General features: G+C 63.1%; 20 protein-coding genes. 8 read left to right on the top strand and 12 right to left on the bottom strand.

Going from position 1 to position 22,977, the window contains the following annotated elements; genetic code table 11:
• The 7 genes from JM946_RS22090 to JM946_RS22060 form a co-directional block, all read right to left on the bottom strand.
• Window positions 1–471 (bottom strand): response regulator, encoded by a 471-nt coding sequence (locus JM946_RS22090; RefSeq protein WP_203169545.1) that lies wholly within the window; start codon window positions 469–471, stop codon window positions 1–3.
• A complete protein-coding gene (locus JM946_RS22085; RefSeq protein WP_203169544.1) occupies window positions 464–2,695 on the bottom strand; it encodes an ATP-binding protein in 2,232 nt (743 codons plus the stop codon). The genes JM946_RS22090 and JM946_RS22085 overlap by 8 nt, the downstream gene beginning before the upstream one ends.
• Window positions 2,696–2,790: 95 nt before the next feature.
• Window positions 2,791–3,240 (bottom strand): GNAT family N-acetyltransferase, encoded by a 450-nt coding sequence (locus tag JM946_RS22080; protein WP_218043052.1) that lies wholly within the window; start codon window positions 3,238–3,240, stop codon window positions 2,791–2,793.
• A 69-nt stretch (window positions 3,241–3,309) separates the two neighbouring features.
• Window positions 3,310–3,663, bottom strand: a complete 354-nt coding sequence (locus tag JM946_RS22075) for a DUF2934 domain-containing protein (protein ID WP_203169542.1) — start codon at window positions 3,661–3,663, stop codon at window positions 3,310–3,312.
• Between the two features lie 208 nt (window positions 3,664–3,871).
• Window positions 3,872–4,495, bottom strand: coding sequence for a hemerythrin domain-containing protein (locus JM946_RS22070; RefSeq protein WP_203169541.1), 624 nt, complete (start codon window positions 4,493–4,495; stop codon window positions 3,872–3,874).
• A 64-nt stretch (window positions 4,496–4,559) separates the two neighbouring features.
• Window positions 4,560–6,692 carry a glucans biosynthesis glucosyltransferase MdoH gene (gene mdoH, locus JM946_RS22065; RefSeq protein WP_203169540.1) on the bottom strand — a complete coding sequence of 711 codons (2,133 nt, stop codon included), beginning with the start codon at window positions 6,690–6,692 and terminating at the stop codon, window positions 4,560–4,562.
• A complete protein-coding gene (locus JM946_RS22060) occupies window positions 6,677–8,197 on the bottom strand; it encodes a glucan biosynthesis protein (RefSeq protein WP_203169539.1) in 1,521 nt (506 codons plus the stop codon). Before JM946_RS22060 ends, mdoH begins: the two co-directional genes overlap by 16 nt.
• A gap of 367 nt (window positions 8,198–8,564) precedes the next feature.
• Here JM946_RS22060 and JM946_RS22055 point away from each other — a divergent pair, with 367 nt between their 5' ends.
• The 5 genes from JM946_RS22055 (at window position 8,565) to JM946_RS22035 (ending at window position 15,394) form a co-directional block, all read left to right on the top strand.
• Complete coding sequence (locus JM946_RS22055; RefSeq protein WP_203169538.1) at window positions 8,565–9,581, top strand: sugar phosphate nucleotidyltransferase; 1,017 nt, start codon at window positions 8,565–8,567, stop codon at window positions 9,579–9,581.
• 39 nt (window positions 9,582–9,620) lie between these two features.
• Window positions 9,621–11,414, top strand: coding sequence for a malto-oligosyltrehalose trehalohydrolase (treZ, locus tag JM946_RS22050; protein WP_203169537.1), 1,794 nt, complete (start codon window positions 9,621–9,623; stop codon window positions 11,412–11,414).
• Entirely contained in the window at window positions 11,411–14,260 is a 2,850-nt protein-coding gene (gene treY / locus JM946_RS22045) for a malto-oligosyltrehalose synthase (RefSeq protein ID WP_203169536.1), read from the top strand. The genes treZ and treY overlap by 4 nt, the downstream gene beginning before the upstream one ends.
• A gap of 134 nt (window positions 14,261–14,394) precedes the next feature.
• Entirely contained in the window at window positions 14,395–14,781 is a 387-nt protein-coding gene (locus JM946_RS22040) for a hypothetical protein (RefSeq protein WP_203169535.1), read from the top strand.
• A 133-nt stretch (window positions 14,782–14,914) separates the two neighbouring features.
• Entirely contained in the window at window positions 14,915–15,394 is a 480-nt protein-coding gene (locus JM946_RS22035; RefSeq protein ID WP_203169534.1) for a pyridoxamine 5'-phosphate oxidase family protein, read from the top strand.
• 28 nt (window positions 15,395–15,422) lie between these two features.
• On the opposite strand, the gene JM946_RS22030 is transcribed toward JM946_RS22035, so the two are convergent.
• Complete coding sequence (locus JM946_RS22030) at window positions 15,423–16,322, bottom strand: DUF4382 domain-containing protein (RefSeq protein WP_203169533.1); 900 nt, start codon at window positions 16,320–16,322, stop codon at window positions 15,423–15,425.
• A gap of 367 nt (window positions 16,323–16,689) precedes the next feature.
• On the opposite strand from JM946_RS22030, the gene JM946_RS30055 reads away from it, so the two are divergent.
• The 3 genes from JM946_RS30055 to JM946_RS22020 all read left to right on the top strand — a co-directional run bounded on the left by JM946_RS30055 (window position 16,690) and on the right by JM946_RS22020 (window position 19,499).
• Window positions 16,690–16,959 (top strand): hypothetical protein, encoded by a 270-nt coding sequence (locus JM946_RS30055; RefSeq protein WP_218043051.1) that lies wholly within the window; start codon window positions 16,690–16,692, stop codon window positions 16,957–16,959.
• A 142-nt stretch (window positions 16,960–17,101) separates the two neighbouring features.
• Window positions 17,102–18,151 carry an FAD:protein FMN transferase gene (locus tag JM946_RS22025; RefSeq protein ID WP_218043050.1) on the top strand — a complete coding sequence of 350 codons (1,050 nt, stop codon included), beginning with the start codon at window positions 17,102–17,104 and terminating at the stop codon, window positions 18,149–18,151.
• 79 nt (window positions 18,152–18,230) lie between these two features.
• Window positions 18,231–19,499: an amidohydrolase gene (locus JM946_RS22020; RefSeq protein ID WP_407700590.1), complete on the top strand. Its 1,269-nt coding sequence runs from the start codon at window positions 18,231–18,233 to the stop codon at window positions 19,497–19,499.
• Here the strand turns inward: JM946_RS22020 and JM946_RS22015 are convergent, their stop codons facing one another.
• The 4 genes from JM946_RS22015 to JM946_RS22000 form a co-directional block, all read right to left on the bottom strand.
• Complete coding sequence (locus JM946_RS22015; protein ID WP_203169530.1) at window positions 19,500–20,240, bottom strand: SIR2 family NAD-dependent protein deacylase; 741 nt, start codon at window positions 20,238–20,240, stop codon at window positions 19,500–19,502.
• A gap of 127 nt (window positions 20,241–20,367) precedes the next feature.
• Entirely contained in the window at window positions 20,368–20,901 is a 534-nt protein-coding gene (locus tag JM946_RS22010; RefSeq protein WP_203169529.1) for a glycine zipper 2TM domain-containing protein, read from the bottom strand.
• 186 nt (window positions 20,902–21,087) lie between these two features.
• Window positions 21,088–22,020 carry a serine protease family protein gene (locus JM946_RS22005; RefSeq protein ID WP_203169528.1) on the bottom strand — a complete coding sequence of 311 codons (933 nt, stop codon included), beginning with the start codon at window positions 22,018–22,020 and terminating at the stop codon, window positions 21,088–21,090.
• A 308-nt stretch (window positions 22,021–22,328) separates the two neighbouring features.
• Window positions 22,329–22,949: an energy transducer TonB gene (locus JM946_RS22000; protein WP_203169527.1), complete on the bottom strand. Its 621-nt coding sequence runs from the start codon at window positions 22,947–22,949 to the stop codon at window positions 22,329–22,331.
• Window positions 22,950–22,977: the final 28 nt, after the last annotated feature.

Below are 22,977 nucleotides of genomic sequence, written 5' to 3'. Positions count from 1 at the left end.
CTAGGTCTTTCTCTCCAGGCGGGGCGCCGGCACGCTGCGCGGCGGGGTCTCGTTCAGAACGCCCCAGAACATCCCCAGGCCCTGAATGGCTTCGAAAAACGCGTTGAAGTCCACCGGCTTGACCACGAAGGCGTTGACGCCCAGCTCGTAACTGCGCACCAGATCGCTTTCTTCGCGCGAGGAGGTGAGCATGACCACTGGCACGGCGCGTGTGAGTCCATCGGTTTTGAGTTTGGCGAGCACTTCCAGGCCGTCGACCTTCGGCAGCTTCAGGTCCAGCAGCACCACCGCCGGATCGCCCGGCGGGCGGTCCTGGTATTGGCCGCGGCAATACAGGTAGTCGAGCGCCTCGGCGCCATCGCGCGCCACCACGATGTCGTTGGCGAGCTGACATTTCGCCAGCGCCGCCAGAGTCAGCTCGATATCTTTCAGATTGTCTTCGACCAGCAGAATGGGCCGCAGATCAGCCATCGACATTGTCTCCTTGGCGAGGAATGCCAAAACGGAATTCGGCGCCGCGGTCGATGGCGCCACGCGCCTCGATCCAGCCGCCATGCCGTTCGACGATTCGCTGAGTCAATGCCAGGCCGATGCCGGTGCCGGCGAAATCTTCCATGCGATGCAGCCGCTGAAACACGCCGAACAGCTTGTGCGCGTACGCCATGTCGAAGCCGACGCCGTTGTCGCGCACGATGTAGATACTTTCGTTCGGCCGCTGCTCGCCGACGATCTCGATCACCGCCGGCGAGCGGTCGCGACTGTACTTGAGTGCGTTGTCGATGATGTTGAACAGCGCCTGGCGCAATAGCGCGGCATCGCCGGTGGCCGGCGGCAACGATTGGATGCGCCATTCGATCTGGCGATTGCGCACGTCGGGCTCGACCGAGCGCACGATTTCCTGCACCACCTTGTGCATGTCGACCGGGCCCATCGATAGGGCCGTGCGGCCGAGTTGCGAGAAGGCGAGCAGATCGTCGACCAGCTGGCCGGCCGAGGCGGCGGCCTCGTTGATGCTGTCGAGATAATGTTGCGACTGTTCGCTCAACGACCTCTCGCGATCGCGTAACAACTGCGTGTAGCCGACGATGTGACGAAACGGCGCGCGCAAGTCGTGGCTCACCGAGTAAGAGAAGGACTCCAGCTCGCGGTTGGAACGTTGCAATTGGCTGGTGAGCTCGGCTCGTTCCTCGGCGCGACGGAGCACGAAGTTGATGATGGCGTTACGAAACTCGAGCGCACCGTCGAGCTCCGCCTGCGACCAGGGCAGGGCCCGATTCTTCACTCGTTCCTTCCAGCTCGCGAACGAGTGGCGTGGCGTGAGGCGCTCGTTCTCCTCTTGCCTGGCTGCGCTGGGATCGCCGGCCCACAACACGGTTCGTTGCACTTCCGGACGAAACCACAGGATATAACTGGGATGCAGCTGGGAGATGGAGATGGCCAGCACGCCGCTCGCCACGTCGACGATGTCCTCGAACTCGGGCCACTGTCGCACCAGGCTGTCGGTGACGAAGTGATCGGCGGTTCGCTGCTGCAGTTGTTCGGCCAGCGCGCGCAGGCGATCGGGGGCGGGCGTTACTCCGGCGGTGAACAACGTGTCGTCATGCAGGACCGCTGCGCCGGTGGCGTCGGCGATCTTCAACCAGATGTTCGCGTTGGCGGCCAGCCCGCTTTGAAACGAATCGTTGGCGGCGATCCTGGCGAGCAGCTCGCTTTCGATCCGTTTCACATCGATGCGCCGGGCCGCATAGGCGCCGCGGTCGCGAGCGCCGATGTGTTGTGACAAAACCTTGCCCAGCAGATCGCATGCGGTACGCGCCTGCGCATTCACCCGGCGCGGCGTGGCGTTGTGACAGGACACCAGGCCCCACAGCCGATCGTCCACCAGCACCGAGATCGACATGGACGCGAGCGTGCCCATGTTCCGCATGTATTGCAGATGGACCGGCGACACGCTGCGAAGCGCGGCGAAACTCAGGTCCAGCGGTTTGCCATCGGCGGGATGCAGTGACGGCTCCATCGGCACAGGCGTGTAGTTCGCATCCGGGATCACGCGAAGCCGGTTGAGGCGATATAACTCTCGGGCCTGCGCCGGGATGTCGGTGGCGGGAAAACGCAGCCCGGCGTAGGACGGCAGCACGCCGTCGCCATCCTCGGCCAGCACTTCGCCGTTCCACTGCTCGTCGAAGCGATAGATCAGAACTCGATTGAAGCCGCTGATCTGGCGAAACTCGCGCGCCGCCGCTGAACAGAGCTCGGCGACGTTCTCGTACGCCGGCAGGTCTTCCATGAAACGGCCGACGCGCGGGTAATAGGCTTCGAGCGTTTCACCTTCGGACGCCGGTGGCTGCTCGAATTCGAGAATGATCCCCTGAGGCGTTTGATGGCGAAGCACCTGCAGGCGTCGACCGTTCACGTCCAAAGTACGCAAATAGCTGCTGTCGGGATTGGCCAGCCAGCCGTGGATTTGATCTTCCGCCGATTCACCGACCAGCTCGGCCAGCGATAAGCCGAGCACGCTCGAACCACGGTCGCGGCCGAGCAGCGCCTTTGCATTGGCGCTTGCCTGCACGATACACCGATTGAGGGGATCCACCACCACGAGCATGCCATGCGGCTGAATGCTGCCCGGGGTCCGGATAGGTTCTTGCGCGCATAAGTCGAGGTTGAGATCGGATGTTAAAGCCGCTGACACCATCCGCAACTCGTCGAGCTTTGTTTCCAGCGCGACTCAATGCCCCACCGCCGTAAAAAGTTCCGGACGAAATTACCGGACGCTTTGTGCCGGATCGTTCAGGGGCGGCGGCGAAATTGCAGAAACGGCGTCAGGTAACCGACTTGGTTGTACAGAATCTGCGCACGGGCGTTGGTGTTCTCCGTGTGCCAGTACACGCGCGTCGCACCTCGTTCATCGGCGGCCCGGTACACCGCTTCGATCAGTGCGCGGCCGACGTGACGACCGCGACTTTGCGGATCGACGAACAGATCCTCCAGATAGCAATAGCCGGCGGGCGACCAGGTCGACACATGAAACTGGTAGTGCGCGAAGCCGACCATCCGGCCCGTGTCATCGAGCCCGGCGAGGCCCCATAGCTCGTGACCTTCCATCAAGCGCTGCCAGGTGAGGTCGGTGGTCGATTGCGGCAGGGTCTGCTGATAAAAGGCGAGGAACTGCGACCACAACTGGTCCCAGCGTGGCCGATCTTCAGCAGTGAGTGCGCGAGTGCGCGCCAGAGTCGTCATGCCCATCCCCATACTTCCTGTGTGAGCAGGAAGTATAAGGGTGGGCCAAGGGGTGACTAGTGAGATCGACTACTTGCGCTGCTCGCTTTGATCGATTTCGCGCTCGGCGCTCAACCAGTCTTCCAGCTCGTGACCCGGCGCAAACCCCCGGCGCTCGGCGCGCCAGTAGGCGGCTTCAGCAATGCGCGCCTCACGACTGTCCGAGAACGATGGAATCTCTCGCTGCTCGAGCTTGCTTTCAGTGATCTTCACATCGTGCGGGGCCGCCTCGCCTACGACGCCGTCGGCGGCGCGATTCTCCACGGCATCGGTGTCGGCATCGGCCAGCTTCTGCTCCTCGTTACTGACGGTGGTCACCGGCGGCAAAGTACGGGTCGATGACTTCTTGGAGCGGGGGGTCGTACCTGAGGGGCGGCTCGCCATGTGGATCTCCGATCGGCGGTGGAAAGGCAGTGACGGATTCAAATTGACGACGCCGCAAATTGTTCCAAGAACTACACGCTGCATGCGAACGCCGAGCGTAGTCGCTCGTCGGACTCACTCCCCTGGCCCGGCAATTCACCGACGAAAAAACTGACGGCGACGGCTCGCGAAGAGTCGCCGCCGTGTTTCAGCGTGTCATTTACAAAGGTTAGTGACGGGCGCGACTGCCGCTGCTGCGTGCGGATTTGCTCCGGCTGCCGGCGCGAGCCTGGCCACGCTTGCTCGCCGAGGTGCGGCTCGATTTCGATCCCGAAGCGCGCTTGCGCCGGGGCGCAGGCGGCTCTTCGGCCTCGATGCCCATCTGCTCCATCAGCTCCATCTTCCGATGCGCCAGCTGGCGGCCCAGCTCCTTCAAGTCCAGCTCGGTCTCCTTGAGCGAAGGGAACATCTCCTTCTCTTCTTCCTTGACGTGATGTTTGACGTACTCGCTGAGCACTTTGACCAGCGGCTTGAATTCCGGATCCTCCGGGGTGCCGGCTTCGATCTTGGCGATCAGCTCCTTGGCGGAGCCGTGCTCGATCTCGGCCTCGTACACCTTCTCGTCATCCTCTTCGCCGAAAGCTTCCTTGGCCTGCGGGTATAACAGCTCTTCCTCGATCTGCGTGTGCACCGTCAGCATCTGACAGATGCGAGTGGCGAGCTCGGACTGTTCGCTCTCGTCCGCCTCTTCGAATTCCTCGAACAGCGCCTCGACGGTGCGATGGTCCTGTTTGAGCAATGCGATCGCGTCCTGGGGCGCGTCCATCGAACGGGTGGGGGTGGCTCGTGCCATATGCTTGCTCCTCGAATGTGGCTGGCTCCAGGAGCAATGGGCTGCATGGAAACGAAGTTCCTGGTCAGCTCTCGGGCAGCTCCGCCAGCCGTTCGAGCAGGCGAGGGTCGCCGGCCACGTGAACTTTCTCCGCCGGTCCGAGCCAGGACATGGCTTCGTTGAGGGTGCTAGCGTCCCGCACCTTTTGCTCCGCAGTGAGGCGATGCGGATCGGGATGACCGCGCGATTCCGCCGGCCGCGGCAGGTTGCCAGTGATATGCGCGTAACGCGCCTGACGATCGGCGGCGAGCAATCGCAAAGCGTCCTTCGCGGGCTGCTGAGCCTGCGCGAGCAGTTCGTCCCGACGACGTATCACCGCCGGCGCATGCTTTTCTTCCGGCGTGCGCAACAGGCCCAGCGAATGCAACACGCGCCCGGCGAGTACGCTGCCGCTCATCTTGGACAGGGGGATCGCCAGCAACAGGCCCGCCAGGGTCGGTGTGAGCCAGGCCAGCAGGGTGGGCGAGATCAGATACGCAATCACGCCGGTGAACACGCCGATGACCATGTGCCCCCAATGCATGCGGGCCGCTTCGCTCCAGGCCGTGGCGTCGGCGCGTCGGCGCTGCGCATTCCAGCCCGAATCGCGACCGGTGAATATTTCGATGACGTGCTGGGTCTGCACCAGCATCATCACGGGCGCATACAAAGCCGACAGCAAGGTTTCGAACAGGGTGCTGAAGATCACGCCGAGCACGCCGCCGCAGCCCTTGCGAACCTTGTTGTTGAACAACGAGCGCAACATGCCCAGCAGCTTGGGGATGAACAGCACCGCCATGGTGAAAATGAACAGCGCGGTCATGCGCTGGGCGTCGAACTTCGGCCAATCCGGGAACAGCTGGAAGCTGCGGCTGAAATATTCGGGACGGATCAGGGTGGCTTGCAGGGTCAGGGCAAAGCCGACCATCAGCAGCAGCAGCCACAGCGGCGAGGACAGATAGCTCATGATGCCGATGAAAAAGTGACCTCGGCTCACCGTGGACAGGCCGTCCGCGCCGATGATCTTGGAGTGTTGCAGATTGCCTTGCGCCCAGCGCCGGTCGCGCACGGCGACGTCGATCAGCGACGGCGGACTTTCTTCCCACGAGCCATCCAGGTCCGGAGCCATTCGCACTTTCCATCCGGCCCGACGCATCAGCGCGGCTTCCACGAAATCGTGCGACAGGACGTGGCCGCCGAACGGCTTGCGTCCCGGCAGCTGCGGCATACCGCAGGCTTCGGCGAACGCCGCGACCCGGATGATCGCGTTGTGACCCCAATAGTTGCCTTCGTTACCGGACCACGCCGCGACACCGCGCGCGATCACGCCGCCGTACACACGGCCGGCGAACTGTTGGATACGTGAAAACAAACTGTAATGACCGTGCAACATCGGCACGGTCTGCAGAATGCCCAGATGCGCATCGCCCTGCATGCGACGGACCAGCTCGATCAATGTTTCCGCCGACATCAGGCTGTCGGCATCGAGCACGATCATATAGTCGTAACGTCCGCCCCAGCGCTTGACGAATTCCTCGACATTGCCGGCTTTGCGGCCGGTGTTGTGCCAGCGCCGGCGATACCACACCGGCATCACGTCGCGCAGTTCGCGTCGCAGACGATCGATGGCCAGCGACTCATTGATCCAGGGATCGACCTGGGTCGAGTCCGAAATGATGACGATCTCGAAGTGTTGCGCGGCCCCGGCCTGAGCCAGAGCTTCCGCCATCGCCTGCAACGCCGAGGTCGTGTGCGTCGGGTCCTCGTTATATATAGGCATCAACAACGCGGTGCGCGAGCCGGCCAGCGTCGCGTTGGTTTTCGGTTTATGCAGGGGCACCAGCAGCCCGGCGACGGCCGACGCGGCGGAGAAGGCGATCCATCCCAGCGTGATGCTGAAGAAAAAGATCATCACGCCTTGCAACACCGTCATTTTCGAGAATTCGACGATGCCCAGCATCTCGTACACGCCATAGCCGGTGATGCCGAGCGTGCCGAGGATCACGATCGCGCGCGCCAGAATCGCTCTGGCCGGCGCTGGGCCCAACGCGCGTACCACTTGCGGCGCGTTGCGCAGATCCTGCACTGGCATGTCGATCGGCCGTTCGAACGGCATGGCGCCGCGAACTACATCGCGGCCTTCGGGAGACGAAGTCGGGGATTTCAGCTGGCCGTCCATCGATAAAGCCAGGTTTCGGTAATGGGACGATTGGCGCGCAGCAGGCGTAACCGCAACTCGACCAGACTGGCGCCGGCGGGATCCAGTTCGAAGCTCGCGCGCACGCCCTTGGTCAGGGGATTGCGATGCAGGACGGGGTGCGACACCTTGCCGGCGGACGCGCCGACATCGAGCGTCAGCCCCTCGATGTTACGCCCGGCGCCGAAGAAGTCGATCACGAAGATGCGACGCTTGCCGTCGATGGTCGGGCCGGTGCGCGTGGCGGTGACCCGGCCCAGCGACGGCGTCAGCCGCGGCATGTTGTTCCAACGCATGCGATACGAGCCATGCCAGGGCTTGCCGGCAGGAATCACGTAATGCGGTCGGAAGAACGCGACGATGTTGTCGTTGGTCTCGTTCTCGGTGGGGATTTCGACCAGATCGACCGAGCCCTTGCCCCAGTCGCTGGTCGGCTCGATCCAGACGCTCGGGCGCAACTCGTACTTGGCTTCGAAATCGCGATAGTCGCTGATGCGCCGGGACCGCTGCACCAGGCCGAAGCCCCGCGGCGCTTCGGCCGTGAAGGCCGACACTTGCAGATCGGTAGGATTGCGCAGTGGTCGCCATAGGCGCTCGCCCGAGGCGGTGACCACTTGCAGGCCGTCGGAGTCGTGCACCTCGTCGCGGAAGTCGTCGATACGAGTGCGTTCGGATTCATCGAACAGAAACATCGAGGTGAGCGGTCCGAGACCGATGTTGTCCAGATCGACGCGCGGGAACAGCGTCATGTCCACGTCCATGACGGTCTCGGTGCCCGGCTGGATCGAAAAGCGATACCCGCCGGTCACCGAAGGGCTGTCGAGCAGGGCGTGCACCACGATGCCCGACGCATTGGCGCCGGGACGCTCCACCCAGAACTGGGTGAACGCCGGGAACTCTTCTCCGGAGGGATGCGCGGTTCGAATCGCCAGGCCACGCGCCGATATTCCGTACTGGCCGCCGCGAGGCACGGCGCGAAAGTAGGTCGCACCCTGGAACACCATGAATTCGTCCCACACCGAGCGCGAATTGAGCAGCGTGCGCACACGAAAGCCCGACAGCGGCAACGTTTGGTTGGCGAGCAGCTTGGCCACGTGCGGCCCGAGCGCAAACAGATTCGGCGTGCCGACCAGGTCGCTGGCCATGCCGCTTTCGACCATCGACACCTTTACCGGTGTTTGAAACAAAAAGCCGGCCGGCAACAGCTCGACCCGGAACGGCACTTGCTCGTTACGCCATAGCGCCATTTCGGGTTTGAAACGAATGTCGCGATATTGATCGTAGCTGAGCTGCTGAAGCGCGGGGTTGCCTTCCAGGCGGCGCGGCGTATACGCCGATGCGGCGGTCCGCCTGGCGAGCTCCACCACGGTGGCGGGCGTGAATTTGTAACGTGACGGGCCAGCGGTTTCCGGCGCCGATTTGGTCGATGCGGCGCCAGCCACGCATGAAAACGTAATGGCCAGCATGACCAGCCAGTAACGACGCATGGTTTTCTGGGACGACCGCTGCGGCGGCAGGGGTGGTCTGGATCGGGGTGGGGACGAGGCGCCGACGCCCCGTGGATTTGCTGACTCGCCTGAATTCATCCGAATCGATCGTTCCTGGTTCAAAAGCCGCTGCGGGTGCTCGTGCGTAGCGGAAGCGACCCGATTCGCTGCGCATCATGGCGCGAGGAAGCTTTCAGGTCTCAGGTCTACGCATGTCACAACGCCGCAGTTCCAGATTTCATCACTGTCGCGGAACCGCGTCGCTTCGCCGCGTATTAGGCGCAGCGATGTTCGATCGTGGCATCACCACAACATCGTCACTCTACCAGCCTACACCGTTCTCACTGCATTCTTGTTGGAGACCAGCATGATCGACGTGTCGCATAGCCAGCCGCATCAATGGGCATTGGTTCTGGCGGCAGGCGAGGGTAGTCGTTTGCGGGCGTTGACTACCCAGCCATGCGGCACGCCCGTCCCCAAACAATATTGTTCGTTGAGCGGCGGTCCGTCGTTGCTCGAAGACGCCCTGGGCCGTGCCCGTGCGCGGGTCGCCCCGGAACGGGTCTGCGCCATCGTGGCCCAACAGCATCATCGCTGGTGGTCGAACATCGACACGCTGACCTGTCTGCCGCAGCCCAATCTGATCGTTCAGCCACGCAACCGAGGCACCGCCATCGGCATCCTGTATTCGCTGGTGCATATTTTAAGCCAGGATCCCGAGGCGCAGGTGTTGATGTTGCCCTCCGATCACTATGTGGCGCAGGAAAGCGTTCTGCAACGCTCGCTGGCGGCTGCCATGGAGCATGTCGCGCGCTGTCCTGATCGCCCGGTGTTGCTCGGTCTGCGTCCGGATGAACCGGACAGCGAGTTGGGTTACGTGGTCCCGGGTAACGGCGACGGCTTCGGCGGCCAGACTGTGGCGCGGTTCGTGGAAAAGCCCGAGCTCACCGTGGCAGCCCAGATCGTGCGCACTGGCGGTCTGTGGAACACATTTATTATTGCGGCCTCCGCGCGCGCCCTGCTGCATCTGTTTCTGCCGCGCTTCGCGTCCATCGTCATGGAGATGCAGGTCATTGTCGGCAACGCGCTCCAGCAGCGTCCGGCGCTCGGCTGGCCGGCCATCGTGGATATGTATACACGTCTGCCCGATCTGGATTTTTCACGCGACGTGCTGGAAGGTCGCGAAGCCTCCTTGAGCGTGCTGCCGGTGCCGCCGTGCGGCTGGAGCGATCTGGGCACGCCGCATCGGGTCGGCGAGACGCTGCGCAAGCTGCCCGGCGAGCGGATTTCGCGTTCCGGCGCTCTGTCCGGTCAGATCGATCTGGTCAATCTCGCCGCACAGCATGCTCATTTCGAGCGCGCCATGTCCGGCGTGAGTCTGTAACCTGTTTCCGCGTGCCGCCGAGCAGGGAAGGTGAGTGTTGTGAGCATCGATGTCTCGTCGCATTTCGGTCCGCAGCTCACCGCCGACGGCACTCAGTTTCGTTTCTGGGCCCCGTCCGCGCGGCGCGTCGAGCTGCTCGTCACGGCGCGGGACGGGCGATCGCTACGGCAGGAGTTCACTGCGACGCGTGACGGCTGGTATGAAACGTTCGCGCGCGGCATCGGGCCTGGAGCGAGATACCGCTTTCGAATCGATGACGAGCTCGACGTGCCCGACCCGGCGTCGCGTTTTCAACCCAAAGGCGTCGCCGGGCCGTGCGAAGTGCTCGATCGTCGCGGCTTTGCCTGGCCGCATTCCGAATGGCGCGGTCGTGAATGGTCCGAAGCGGTGCTGTATGAATTGCACGTTGGCGCGTTCACGCGCGAAGGCACCTATGCCGCCGCAATCTCCCGCCTGGACGAGCTCGCCCGCATCGGCATCACCGCCATCGAGCTGTTGCCGCTGAATACGTTTCCGGGGCGCTGGGGCTGGGGTTACGACGGTGTCTTGCTGTATGCGCCGCATCCCGCCTATGGCCGACCTGAGGATCTGAAACGTTTCGTGCACGAGGCGCACCGGCGCGGTCTGATGGTGCTGCTCGACGTGGTCTATAACCACTTCGGGCCGGAAGGCAATTATCTGCACCGTTATGCCGCGGACTTTTTCACTTCCGCGCATCACACTCCCTGGGGCAGCGCCATTAACTTCGCGCATCCAGTGGTGCGGCAGTTTTTCATCCAGAACGCGCTGTACTGGCTGAACGAATACCGCTTCGACGGTCTGCGCATCGACGCCGTGCACGCCATGTTCGACGATGGCGAAACGCATTTCATCGACGAGCTGGTGGACGAGGTGCAGCGCGGCCCCGGAAGCCAGCGGCACGTGCATGTGGTGCTGGAGAATCATCACAACGAAGCGCGACGCCTGGGCATCAAGGGTCGCTCGATGGTGGCGCAATGGAACGACGATGCGCACCATGCGCTGCACGTGCTGCTCACCGACGAGACCGACGGCTACTATCGCAACTATGCCGAGCGGCCGGTCGAGCATCTGGGGCGCGTGCTCGCGGAAGGTTTTGCATATCAGGGCGAGGTGTATCCCACCGACGAACACGAGCGCGGCGAGCCCAGCAAGCACCTGCATCCCACCGCGTTCGTCAGCTTTCTGCAGAATCACGATCAGATCGGCAATCGCGCCTGCGGGGACCGGCTCACCCAGCTGGCCGCACCGGAGCGCATGCGAGCGGGACTTGCGATTCTGTTGCTGTCGCCACAGATCCCGATGCTGTTCATGGGTGAGGAATACGGCGCAGTCCAGCCGTTCCTGTATTTTTGTGACTACCAGGGCGAACTGGCCGAGGCCATCAGGGAAGGTCGTCGCAACGAGTTCGCGGGATTCGGTGCATTCGCAGGCGAGCGGCGCGAACAGATTCCCGATCCCAATGCCCCGGATACGTTCCGCGCAAGTCAATTGCACGAGTCGGATCGCGAACGCTCGCCTCATCGCGAATGGCTGGCATATACCAGTGAGCTGCTGAGCCTGCGTGCACAGAAGATCGTGCCGCTGCTGGCGGGTATCAGTGCCGGCGCCGCCAGCTATCAGACCGACGATCGTCTGCTCACGGTGAAATGGCCGATGACGGGCGGCAAGGCGCTGGTGTTGCAAGCCAATCTCGGCGACCGGCCGAAAGCGGCGCCGTCGGCCGGCGAGCTTTGGTATTCCAGCGCCAGCGCGGAGGCGCGCGGCGAACAACTAGGCGCTTGGGAAGTTCGCTGGTCAGTGGACATGCCATGACCGCGTTGGTACCGACCGAAGCGGGCTCGAAATTCAACATCCCTCGCGCCACGTATCGGCTGCAGTTCAACAAGGATTTCACATTCAACGATGCCGCGCGCATCGCTCCTTACCTGGCGCGGCTCGGCATCAGTCACGTCTATGCCTCGCCCATTCTGAAGGCGCGCCCGGGCAGCATGCACGGCTACGACGTGGTCGATCATTCTCAGCTCAATCCCGAACTGGGCACGCGCGAGGATTTCGATCGTCTGGTGCAGATCCTGCACGAGCACGGTCTCGGCCTGATCGTGGATATCGTGCCCAATCATCTCGGCGTGATGGGCGACGACAACGAGCGCTGGCTGGACGTGCTGGAGAACGGCCCGGCGGCGCGCTATGCCTGTCACTTCGATATCGACTGGCGGCCGGAGCGTCGCTCGATGCGAGATCGCATCCTGGTGCCGGTGCTTGGCGACTCCTACGGCAAGGTGTTGGAGCGCGGCGAGCTGCAGATCGAGTTCGATGCCGTCAATGGCAGCTTCTCGGTGCGCTACTTCAACCATCGGATGCCGATCGATCCTCGCGAATACGCGCGCATCTTCGCCGAGCCGATGCCTGAAGAGCTGTTGCCCATGGACGACGCGCATCGCGCCGATTTCGAAAGTCTGCTCAACAGCTTCAGCAACCTGCCACCGCGCGACGATATTTCAGCCGAGGCGGTCGCCGTTCGCTATCGCGACAAGGAGGCGCACAAACGCCGCCTGGCGCGGTTGATCGAGCGTAGTCCGGAGGTCATGCGGCACATCAACGACAGTGTCGCGAGACTCAATGGGAACCCCGAGCAGCCGGAGAGCTTCGACGCGCTCGATGCATTGCTGGAGGCCCAGGCCTATCGACTATCGTTCTGGCGAGTGGCGGTCGATGAAATCAACTATCGCCGCTTCTTCGACGTGAACGATCTGGCGGCGCTGCGCATGAACGAGCGCAGTGTGTTCGAGGGCACGCATCAGCTGATTTTCGAGCTGATCGACGCCGGCAGCATCGACGGCCTGCGCATCGATCATTCCGACGGCCTGTACGATCCGGAGGAATATTTCCAATGGCTGCAGGAGCGTTTCGGCGGCGGGCAGGGGCGACGACCCTTGTATGTAGTCACCGAAAAGATCCTGGCCGCGCACGAGCGCTTGCCGGAAAGCTGGCTGGTTCACGGCACCACCGGTTACGACTACGCGGCCCTGCAGACCACCTGGCTGGTGTGCGGCGACGAAGAGTCGCGCATGACCCGGCGCTATCGGCATTTCACCGAGAACGAAGCGTCGTTCGAAACGCTGATGTACGAGAGCAAGCGGCTGGTGATGCGTTCGTCGCTGGCGGCGGAAGTGGAAGTGCTGGCGACGCAGCTGGATCGTATCGCGCATCTCGATCGGCACACGGCCGATTTCACCCGGGCGGCGTTGCGCGAGGCCATCCGGGAAGTCATCGCATGCTTCCCTGTTTATCGCACCTATATCTCGCCGCGCGGCATCGGCGAAGAAGATCGCAGGATCATCCACTGGGCGACCGGGCTGGCGCGACGGCGGAGCACGGGCGCTGAAGTGAGCGTGTTCGATTTCCTTCGTGACGTGCTGCTCGGCACGGCCGCAGAAGGGCGCTCACCGTCGCATCGCCAGGCCATGCTCGAGTTCGCCATGAAATTTCAGCAGGTCACCGCCCCGGTCACGGCCAAGGGGGTCGAGGATACGGCGTTCTACCGTTACAACCGGCTGATCTGCTTGAACGAAGTGGGCGGAGATCCGAATCGGTTCGGAGTGTCGTCGACGGCCTTGCATCAGGCCAATCTGGAGCGCGCCAAGTTGTGGCCGCACTCCATGCTGGCCACCTCGACGCACGACACCAAGCGCAGCGAGGATGTTCGTGCGCGCATCGCGGTTCTGAGCGAGTTGCCGGAGCTGTGGAAGCAGCACCTCTCGCGCTGGTCTCAGCTCAATCGCAACAAACGTCGGCAGGTGGAGGATGCGGCCGCGCCGAATCGCGAAGACGAATATTTGCTGTATCAGACGCTGGCCGGGTTGTGGTCGCCGGAGCTTGCCACCGAGCAGTTGATCGAGCGCTTGCAGGCGTACATGGTCAAAGCCGGGCGCGAAGCGAAACGCTCCACGTCCTGGATCGATCCCAATGCCGACTATGAAACCGCAGTCGGCGAGTTTATCGCGCAACTGCTGAACAATCCGGAGCGCAATGCTTTCCTGCGTGACCTCTCCGCGTTCGTCCCCACAGTGGCGTTCTTCGGTCGCATCAATTCTCTGGTGACGACTGCATTGAAAATCACTTCGCCGGGCGTGCCGGATTTTTATCAAGGCACGGAGCTGCCGGCCTTTACGCTGGTCGACCCCGACAATCGCGCACCCGTGAATTTTGCAGCTGCCGCGGTGCAACTCGAAGCCCTTGCAGATGTGAACGACCTGGGCACGTTGCTAACGGACGGCAACGGCGCATCGGCCAAGTTGTTTGTGACCGCGAAGCTGTTGCGCCTTCGGGCGGACGATGCTTCGTTGTTCGCGTTGGGCGGCTATCAGCCACTACAAGTCGAGGGGGAGAAGAAGGATCACGTGTTCGCCTTCGCGAGGAGCCACGAAGGTCGCCAATGTGTGGTGATCGTGCCGCGCTGGCCGGCGAGGCTCATGGGAGGCGTCTCTGAATTGCCGTTGGGCGATGTCTGGGGCGACACGCGAGTGCAGCTCGGCGAAGCAGCTGCGACAGAGCTGCGTGATGTGTTCACGGACGAGCGTCCGCGTGTGCAAGGCGAGGAGATGCGGCTCGCGGACGTATTGTCGCGATTCCCGCTCGCGGTACTTCGCTCCGCGTGACTGCGCGCGCGATGGCGCGCGGAGCGCAGTCAAAATAAAAATGTGCGATCGTGGCTGTTTATATATACAGCCGCGAAATCTCTGCGTAGCATGGGCTCACTCGATTCAAGTCCGACCCAACGCAGGAGAATGTCATGGCTCCAGACGAACCCTCCGTTCCACGCCGTCGCCGCCGTTCCTCACCCGCGCCGCTCGCCGAGCCGACCGACACGGCGATCACATCATCCTCGCTGGCCGATCTGATCGAGCAGGAGCGCAGCGAGCTCATGCAGATTCACGCCATGCTTCGGTGTTTGCGGGGCGTGCTGCTGTATGCGGACGACGGTGATTCGCCGCTGCATGCGGATGTGGCGCAAGTGATCGCGCGTTTGTTAGATGAGTCGCTCACACGCCTGGAAGCGCTGCGCATGCGCGTGGCGCAGTTGGAAGCAGCCTTCGAGGAGCGCGCGGCGGAGATGGCTTCCCCACCGTGTCAAGTTCGGGAGCCGCGCGTAACGTATATGCGCCTGGCGCTCAATTGATGTCCGCAACTGGACGACGCGCGTACGGCTGCGGCCGACAATGGCCCGTCAAGCCGCAGCCGTATGCGCCGTGTCGGAACCTTGGCTTAGCATGCGCGATTGCTTGGATGTTGTGCGGACAGGAGAGCGACCCATGCAAGCCGAGTTCGAAAAATTGGGAGAGCTGATCAAGGATATCCGGATCGCCATGGTGACCACGGTCGAGCCGGATGGAACGTTGCACACCCGGCCGCTGGCGTCGCTGGCTTATGAGAACGATGGGCAGCTGTGGTTCTACACCGCCATCGACTCCGCCAAGGTGAGCGAAGTCATGCACGACGTGCGCGCCAGCGTGGCGTTCTCCGACACGAGCAAGGATGCGTATGTAGCGGTGTCCGGCACCGCGGATATCGTCCAGGATCGGCAGCGTATACAGGAGCTGTGGACGCCGTTCGCGAAGCCCTGGTTTCCCAATGGTCCGGACGATCCCAATCTCGCGCTGCTGAGAGTGCATGTCGAGCGCGGCGAGTACTGGACGTCCGCCGGCAAGGCGGCCTATCTGTTCGGCGTGGCCAAGGCCGCTATGACCGGCAAACGCACGGAGATGGGCGAGAACCGTAAGCTGCGTATGTAACTTGCCGCGCGGCCGTGCCGTCGCCTGCCTACGGCAGGTCGAGCCTGATGGTTTCTGCTTCGTCCAGATCTATGTTGACGATATTGCGGAATTCCAAATCGTCGTCCACCGCCGGGTCTTCATCGTTGCCGATGCATGTGACCGCGAGCGTGTAGTCGCCGGCAGGTAAATAGCGCAGCGAGTAAAAGAGCGAAGCGCCGCCCTGGCTCGTAAACACCGGGGTGGTGGCGAACGGCTCCACGCCTGCGCCATCGATATCGTCCGGCGTGACATCCCGGCCGGTGAACAAATAGATGGCCCCTTCACCCAGGTCGTCACCGGCGGGGCAGGTGATACTGATATCGCCGTCGATGCGGCTCATATCTTCCGTGTCCACGGCGCGTATCGTGGGGGTAAGCGTGTATTCGCGCCGGTCGTCATCGAAGCGCAGCGCCTTGCGCAGATCCAGCAGCAACGTGAACGAATCGGAGCTGCTGTCGTTGTCGTCGATGCTGAAGCTCAACGGCGCATAGTCGCTCTCGGCAAGAATCAGCGGAAACTCTCTGCCGTCCGAGGTGGTGACGAATGCGTCGTCGGCGCGATCTTCATCGAACAGCAGGCGCACGCCGGTGTAATTGCCCTCGGACAACTCCTCGCCGGTGAACAGCCGCATAACGCCGTTATCGGTGGCCAGAGCGATGAAGTCGACGGGCTCGCTATCCCGAAACTCCAGCGTCTCGGTGCCGCCGCCGCTGGTGGTGAATTCCACGCCGCGGACGTCGGCGACCACCTGGGTGATGGCCGGATCGGAAGGCAGTTCGGTGGCGAGATCCATGGTGACTTCGCCCTCGCAGCCGGCGAGGAGTCCCACTGAAGCCAGCAGCGCCGCGCGCGCCGGGCCGCGGCCGAAGATGAATCGCGACCAAGCTGAAAGTTGCGTTGAAGCCATGAAGTGCACCGAAGTCCCTGCGCAGTTGCGGCAGCGTCCCGCCATCCCGAGCTTGGGCACGGGCACTGCGGGTAAAGTTCCGGCGCTATGTTCTCATGAATCGCGAGCCTGGGTGGGCGCGGGTGCCTCGTCGTGGTGACTCCACGTCGCCGCGAGCCGCGCGAATGCCGGTGCACGGACGTACGGCGGGCTGCCGCTCCAGGGACGGCTGGTTGAGATGTTCTGCTAGTGGGTTCCCGCAATTCGCGGCGGCCGGGGCCGTGGCTGCCCGAAAGGACACATCACAGCTGCATGACCCGCCCCTACTCTGCGCACGGACGAGTGCGGTCGACAGAGCGTTGCCCCCGCCCGTCAGCGAGGGAGCATTGTGGAGCGAGGTGTCGTCGTCGGCGGGCTGATGATCTGCGGCAGTTTTCTGCTGGCGGCGATGCTCAACCGTTCCGCAATGGAAGAGGTGCCCGCGCCCGCCGCAACACCTTCCGCCGTCGTTCCGCCCGTCGTGGCGCCGGCGGCCGCCGCGACTCCCGTCGACTGCACCGATGCAGCAGGTTCGACCCACCCCGATGTTCCGCCCGAACCCACGCCAGCGACGGATTCTGACCTTATGGTCAATGGGACCGAGCGCTGCCCGCGCTGACAATCGATTCCATTTCCGCGATTACGTCGAATCGATTTGAAGCCGCGGCTGGTGGCATGCCACCGCAAATGCGCGCGGTCCGTTCTCCTCCCGTTCGGACGCTCGTCGCCGCCGGCCGCGGCTTCTCCTGCCTGCTGCTACCATGCGCGCCTGTTCATCCTCGGGGCGGCGTGTGGTTGGAGCGAACCGGGCATTCATCACCCTGCTGGCGCTGCTGGCCGCCGGCTGTGCGCGCGCTCCGCAAGAGCTCGCTATCAGCGGCCCGACCATGGGCACGACTTACTCCATCAAAGTCGTGTCGGCTCCCGACGACCTCGATGCAAATGCCTTGCGGCGGGCGGCCGATGAAGTGCTCGCGCGCATCGATCGAAGCATGTCGGGATACCGTCCCGATTCGGAGATCTCGCGATTCAATGCTTCGCTCTCGACGGACTGGTATGAGGTGTCCGCCGACCTCGCTATCGTCGTGGACTATGCGCTCCAGGTGAGTCGTCAGTCAGGCGGCGCGTTCGACATCACGGTCGGGCCGCTGGTGGCGGCTTGGGGTTTTGGCGACGAAGGAGAGCCCGTCGATCTGCCTGATGACGCGCAGCTCGCCGAGCTGAAGGCGCGGGTGGGTTACGACAAGCTGCAGGCGCGGCTCGATCCGCCGGCGCTGCGGAAATCCAAAGCAACCTTGAGCGTGAATCTCAATGGCGTCGCGCCGGGATATGCGGTGGACTTGATGGCGCAGCGGCTGCGCGACCTGCACGTGAGCCATTTCATGATCGATATCGGCGGCGAAGTGCTCGCTCGAGGCGACAACGCTCGTGGCGAGCCTTGGCGGATCGCGGTGGAGCAACCAGTCGATGCGGAGCCCGAGCCGTACGCAATCGTGCAGCTCAAAGATGCGGCGGTGACGACTTCGGGGGAGTACCGCCATTACTATGATCGCGATGGGCATCGCTACTCGCACACTATCGACCCGCGCACCGGGCGACCGGTGGAGCACAGCCTTGCATCGGTCGTTGTCATCGGTCCCACATCGATGCATACCGACGCTTGGGCGACGGCGCTCAACGTGTTGGGCGTCGAGGCTGGACGCGAGCTCGCCGTTCGGCTCGCCATGCCCGTAATGTTCATCGAGGCGCGCGGCGCCGAGTTGCACTCGGTTGTCACGCCGCAGTTCGAGCCCTACGTGGTCGTTCCCTGACCGCGGCCTTGTCATCGTTCATACCGACGGGAAACAAACTATGAAGTGGATGATTCCGACCAGCCTCGCCGCCACCGCCATGCTCGGCGCCGCCACCGCCGGCGCTCAAATCTCACCCGCGCAACTCGACGGTGCTGCCAGCAAAGTGCAGTCGAAGGTGATCGACTGGCGGCGGGACATCCATCAGCATCCCGAGCTCAGCAATCGCGAGACCCGCACCTCGAAGCTGGTGGCCGATCACCTCAAGAAACTGGGACTGCCGGTGCGCACCGGCATCGCGCATACGGGTGTGACTGCCGTTCTCAAGGGCGGCAAGCCGGGCCCGGTGATCGCCTTGCGCGCCGACATGGATGCGCTGCCGGTGACCGAGCAGGTGGACGTGCCGTTCAAGTCGACCGTGACGACTGAATTCCTGGGCAAGAAAGTTGGCGTCATGCATGCCTGCGGCCACGACGCGCACGTCGCCAACTTGATGGGCGTGGCCGAGATGCTGGTCGGCATGAAACAGGATCTGCCGGGCACGGTGCTGTTCATTTTCCAGCCGGCGGAAGAGGGCGCGCCGGAAGGCGAGCAGGGCGGCGCATCGCTGATGATCAAGGAAGGCGTGTTCGACCAGGTCAAGCCTGAGGCAGTGTTCGGCCTGCATGTGACTTCGACGCTCAATAGCGGGGTGCTGGGCTATCGCTCGGGGCCCTTCATGGCAGCCTCCGATTCGTTCCGCATCGAGGTGCTCGGCCGGCAATCGCACGGTTCGCGGCCGTGGTCCGGAGTGGATCCCATCGTCGCGGCTTCGCAGATCGTGATGGGGTTGCAGACCATCGTCAGCCGTCAGATCGATATCACGGAGCTGCCGGCGGTGGTGACCATCGGCAAGTTCGATGGCGGCGTTCGTCACAACATCATTCCCGATAAGGTCGAGATGCTGGGCACGTTGCGCACGTTCGACAAGGACATGCGCGCCGACATCATGAAGCGCATCGAGCACACCGCGACCAGCGTGGCTGCTTCCAGCGGCGCGCAGGCCAAGGTTGCGTTCAGCCCCGGCAACAATCCGGTGGTGATGAACAACCCGCAGCTCACGCAGCGCGTGCTGCCGTCGCTGAAGCGCGTTGCTGGCGACGACCGCGTGGTGGTGCTGCCGTTGATCACCGGCTCGGAAGATTTCGCTTATTACGCCGACATGATTCCCAGCGTGTTCTTCTACGTCGGCGTCACCCCTCCCGGCCAGGACGCCCTAGCCGCTCCCAGCAACCACTCGCCGTTGTTCTACATCGACGAGCCCAGCCTCAGCTTCGCCACCCGCGCCCTGGCGTCAGTCGCGGTGGATTATCTGCAGGGCGCGAAGTAGTCAGCGCAGGTCCGCCAGGGCGGCTTCCATGGTGTCGCCGATCCCGTCGTGGATGACGAGGTCGGCGATGCCGTCCAGCGGCGTGGGGTCGCGGTTGATGATGACGAGAGTGGCGCCCCGTTGTTTGGCGCGGACCGGGAAGTCGGCGGCCGGGAAGACGGACAGCGAGGAGCCCAGCACAAGGAACAAATCGCACGCCTGGGTTTCCGCGTGCGCGCGCCGCATGGGCAGCTCGGGCATCTGCTGGCCGAAGGAAATGGTGGCGGACTTGACGATGCCGCCGCAATGCTTGCACGGCCCCACCGTGCCGGACTCCTGAAACTCGCGTTCGATGTCGACCAGCTCAAGGCGAGTCTGGCACTTCAAACATTTGGCGTACGTCGAATTGCCGTGCAGTTCGATGACTTGCTCTTCGGGCACGCCAGACTCTTGATGCAGGTTGTCGACATTTTGCGTTACCACCGCCCGGGCGCGACCGGATCGAATCAGCTCGGCGACGGCGTAGTGGCCGCGATTGGGCCTGGCGCCGACCCAGCCATCGGCATTGCTGAAGCGTCGACGCCAGGCTTCACGTCGCACCGATTCGGAAGCGACGAAGTCCTGGAAATAGATGGGTTGCATCTTGCTCCACACGCCGCCCGGGCTGCGGAAGTCGGGGATGCCGGATTCGGTGCTGATGCCCGCACCGCTGAAGACGAGAATGCGCTCGCTGGCGCGAAACAACTCGGTGAGCTGGGTCATGGGGTCAGCGGTGAGACGGTGGAACGACCGGTTAAGAGGTGGGAGGAAAGGATCTCCTCTTTATACTCTCACCTGCCATTCGTTCCGCCTACCGCCAACGCCGATAAATAAACGTCCTGGAACGGCTTTAGTTCGCCGCCAGTTGCAACTGTCCGTTTTCCACCGGGATACGCGGTCCCGGGTCGCGGTCCATACGGATGGTGTCTTCCCGATCGCCTAAGCGATAGCGCACATCGTAGCCGACAATCTTTTCGTTGCTGTCGTACACAGTCTCACAACGTTTTTCGGTGGTGGTGTACGTGTTCCCGTTCTGCATACGCTGCTGGACCTTGTTTCCGGCATAGCCGCCCGCTGCGGCGCCAGCGGCGGTCGCGATCTTCCGCCCGCTGCCATCGCCGACCTGATTGCCGAGCACGCCGCCGACTACCGCACCGATGACGGTGCCAGCAATGCGCTTCTCGTCCTTGACCGGCGCGGTATGCGTGACGACGTGATCGCTGCAAACCTCCCGCGGAGTGCGAAACGTTTCTTTCACGGCGTCCACTTTGAGCACTTCGGCAAACTTCGGGCTGCGATCGAAGATATCCAGATTGGCAACTGCCGCACCGGTCGTTACGACCGCCGCGCCGATGACCAGACCTGTCACCAACGATTTGTTCATTGATCTCTCCTGTCGTTCTGCGCCGACAATCACGCGCAGTGTGTAGGACAAAGCTTAAACGAAAGGACTACACGGTCGGTTCCCGTCGCCATCCGGCGTCACTTCCGATCCTGCGGCGCTGCCGGAAATAAAAAGGGGCGCCCACGAGAATTCGCGCGGCGCCCCGGCAAAAGGTTGAAGCGGTGATTAGTTTGCGCGCGCTTCTCGCTGCTGTTCAGGCTCGCTCGGCTGTTTCATTTCGCTGCGCAGAGTCGACTCCAGCCAGTCGTTCATGGTGATCATGGTGTTGCGCGCCGAGTGCGCGTGAATGCCGATGATCACACCGGTGGACTCGTCGATTACCGGGGCGCCAGGCGCGATGTCTCGCGAGTCCATGTCGTGAGTGAAGCCGCCTGCGCTGGCGCTGACGATGCCGTTCGCATCTCGCTCATACACCATGCCGCGCGCCTTCCGTTTGACGCTGTCGGAGTCGATGTCGCTCTTGTAACCGACCAGCATGGCCGACACAGCGGCGCCCGAGAAGCGGCCCAGTGGCAGCGTCCGCTGCGCGTATCGCGAAGGCTTGCTCAGACGCACCACGGCCAGGTCCTTGCTGAGCTGACCGGCCGCGCCCGCTTCATCCCACTGCGATTTCACATACGACACCGGGATGCGCTCACGCACCTGGCCGAGCGAGTCGAGACTGTTGTAGGTGCAGTCGGTGGGCTCCTCGCCGCTGGAGGTCCGTTGGAAGGTGTGGGCCACCGTGACACCGAGATCGAAAGCGCCGACCAGGAACGCGGTCGAGGTGCGCTGCTTGCCGCCGACGTTACAGGAGATCACGCCGACGCCGCTGAACGAAGGATAGTCCTTGGGCGACACTTCAGTCCGACGCAACGACATTTCGTGTTGAGCGGCCTGGTCGTGCGCTATGGAGAAGCGGAAGAAGTGCTGATCCGACGCGGGCGAGGAAAGATGCGGGCCGCATTTGGCGCCGGTGCCGCACAGGGCCGAGTCGGCCTCGGCGCGTTGACTGCCGATCAGTGCCGCCGCCGACATTGCGCCCGCCAGCAGCGCCAGCTTGAGAGCGCTCTTAGGGAAGTTGCTGGCAGCAGGCAAAGAGGCAGTTTGCACGCGCATGGTCACCCTCGACTTCGATGCTTGAGAAGGTCGCATGCCCGGGCGGGATAGGCTTTAGGGCGAAGCCTGAAGCTTCAATCGCCAGGGCCTGTCCGCTGTCTGCGGACTTGGAAAGCTTGTCGACCCGCTCTCCTTGCGACCGAGACTAGGCAGATGAGTTCGCGGCCGGTGTGACGAGGCTCAAATATTCGCGTAGGAAAATGCCGCGAGTCCGAAGGTCCGAGATTCAGGTTTCGAAACTCGCGCCCAATAAGAAGCAGGCCGGCATGGCGCCGGCCTGCGATGCTGTTACTGAACCGACTTCGCGCTCAGCCCGTCGTCAGACGGAAGGTAATGGCGACGTGCGTCCAGGCGCTGATCGGATTGGTGCCATCGGTCGCGGCAACGAAGCGCCACTTCCGCACGGCTTCCATTGCGGCCTGGTCGAGCCGAGCGAAGCCGCTGCTGGTGGCGACCGCCACGTCACGCGGACGACCCTTCTCGTCCACCAGCACCTTTAAGCGCACCGTACCTTCCTCGCCCGCGCGTCGCGAAGACGAAGGATAGGTCGGCTCGACTCGATTGCTGGTCTTGAGGTCCTGCGCCACTGCACCGGTCGCCGCCGTCGCGGCGATCGCATTCTCGGAAGCTGGCATCGGCGTTTCCGTCGGCGGCGCCACAGGTTCATCGAACTGGATCTCCGGCATCGGCTGCTCGGTCGGCACCACCTGATCGATTTCCGGCTTCACCGGCACCGGCGGTTCCGGTTCGCTCTCGGTCTGTTCCGGAATGAACACCGCTTCGATCGGCGCGGCGAACTGAGGAACCTTCACTACGCCCATGGTGGCAGCGAGGCCGTAAATGATCAGGATGTGAATACCGATCACGGCCAGCGCCGGGCCGCTTCGAGACAGAATGCCGTCCTTGCTCGCAGTACCTGGTGCGTACATTCTTACCTCCACTTCTACACAGGCATGA

Origin of the sequence: Steroidobacter gossypii (genome assembly GCF_016801985.1) — a bacterium.
Lineage (GTDB): Bacteria > Pseudomonadota > Gammaproteobacteria > Steroidobacterales > Steroidobacteraceae > Steroidobacter > Steroidobacter gossypii.
The sequence above is the reverse complement of the archived record's forward strand: the minus strand, read 5'-3'. Positions and strand labels throughout refer to the sequence as shown.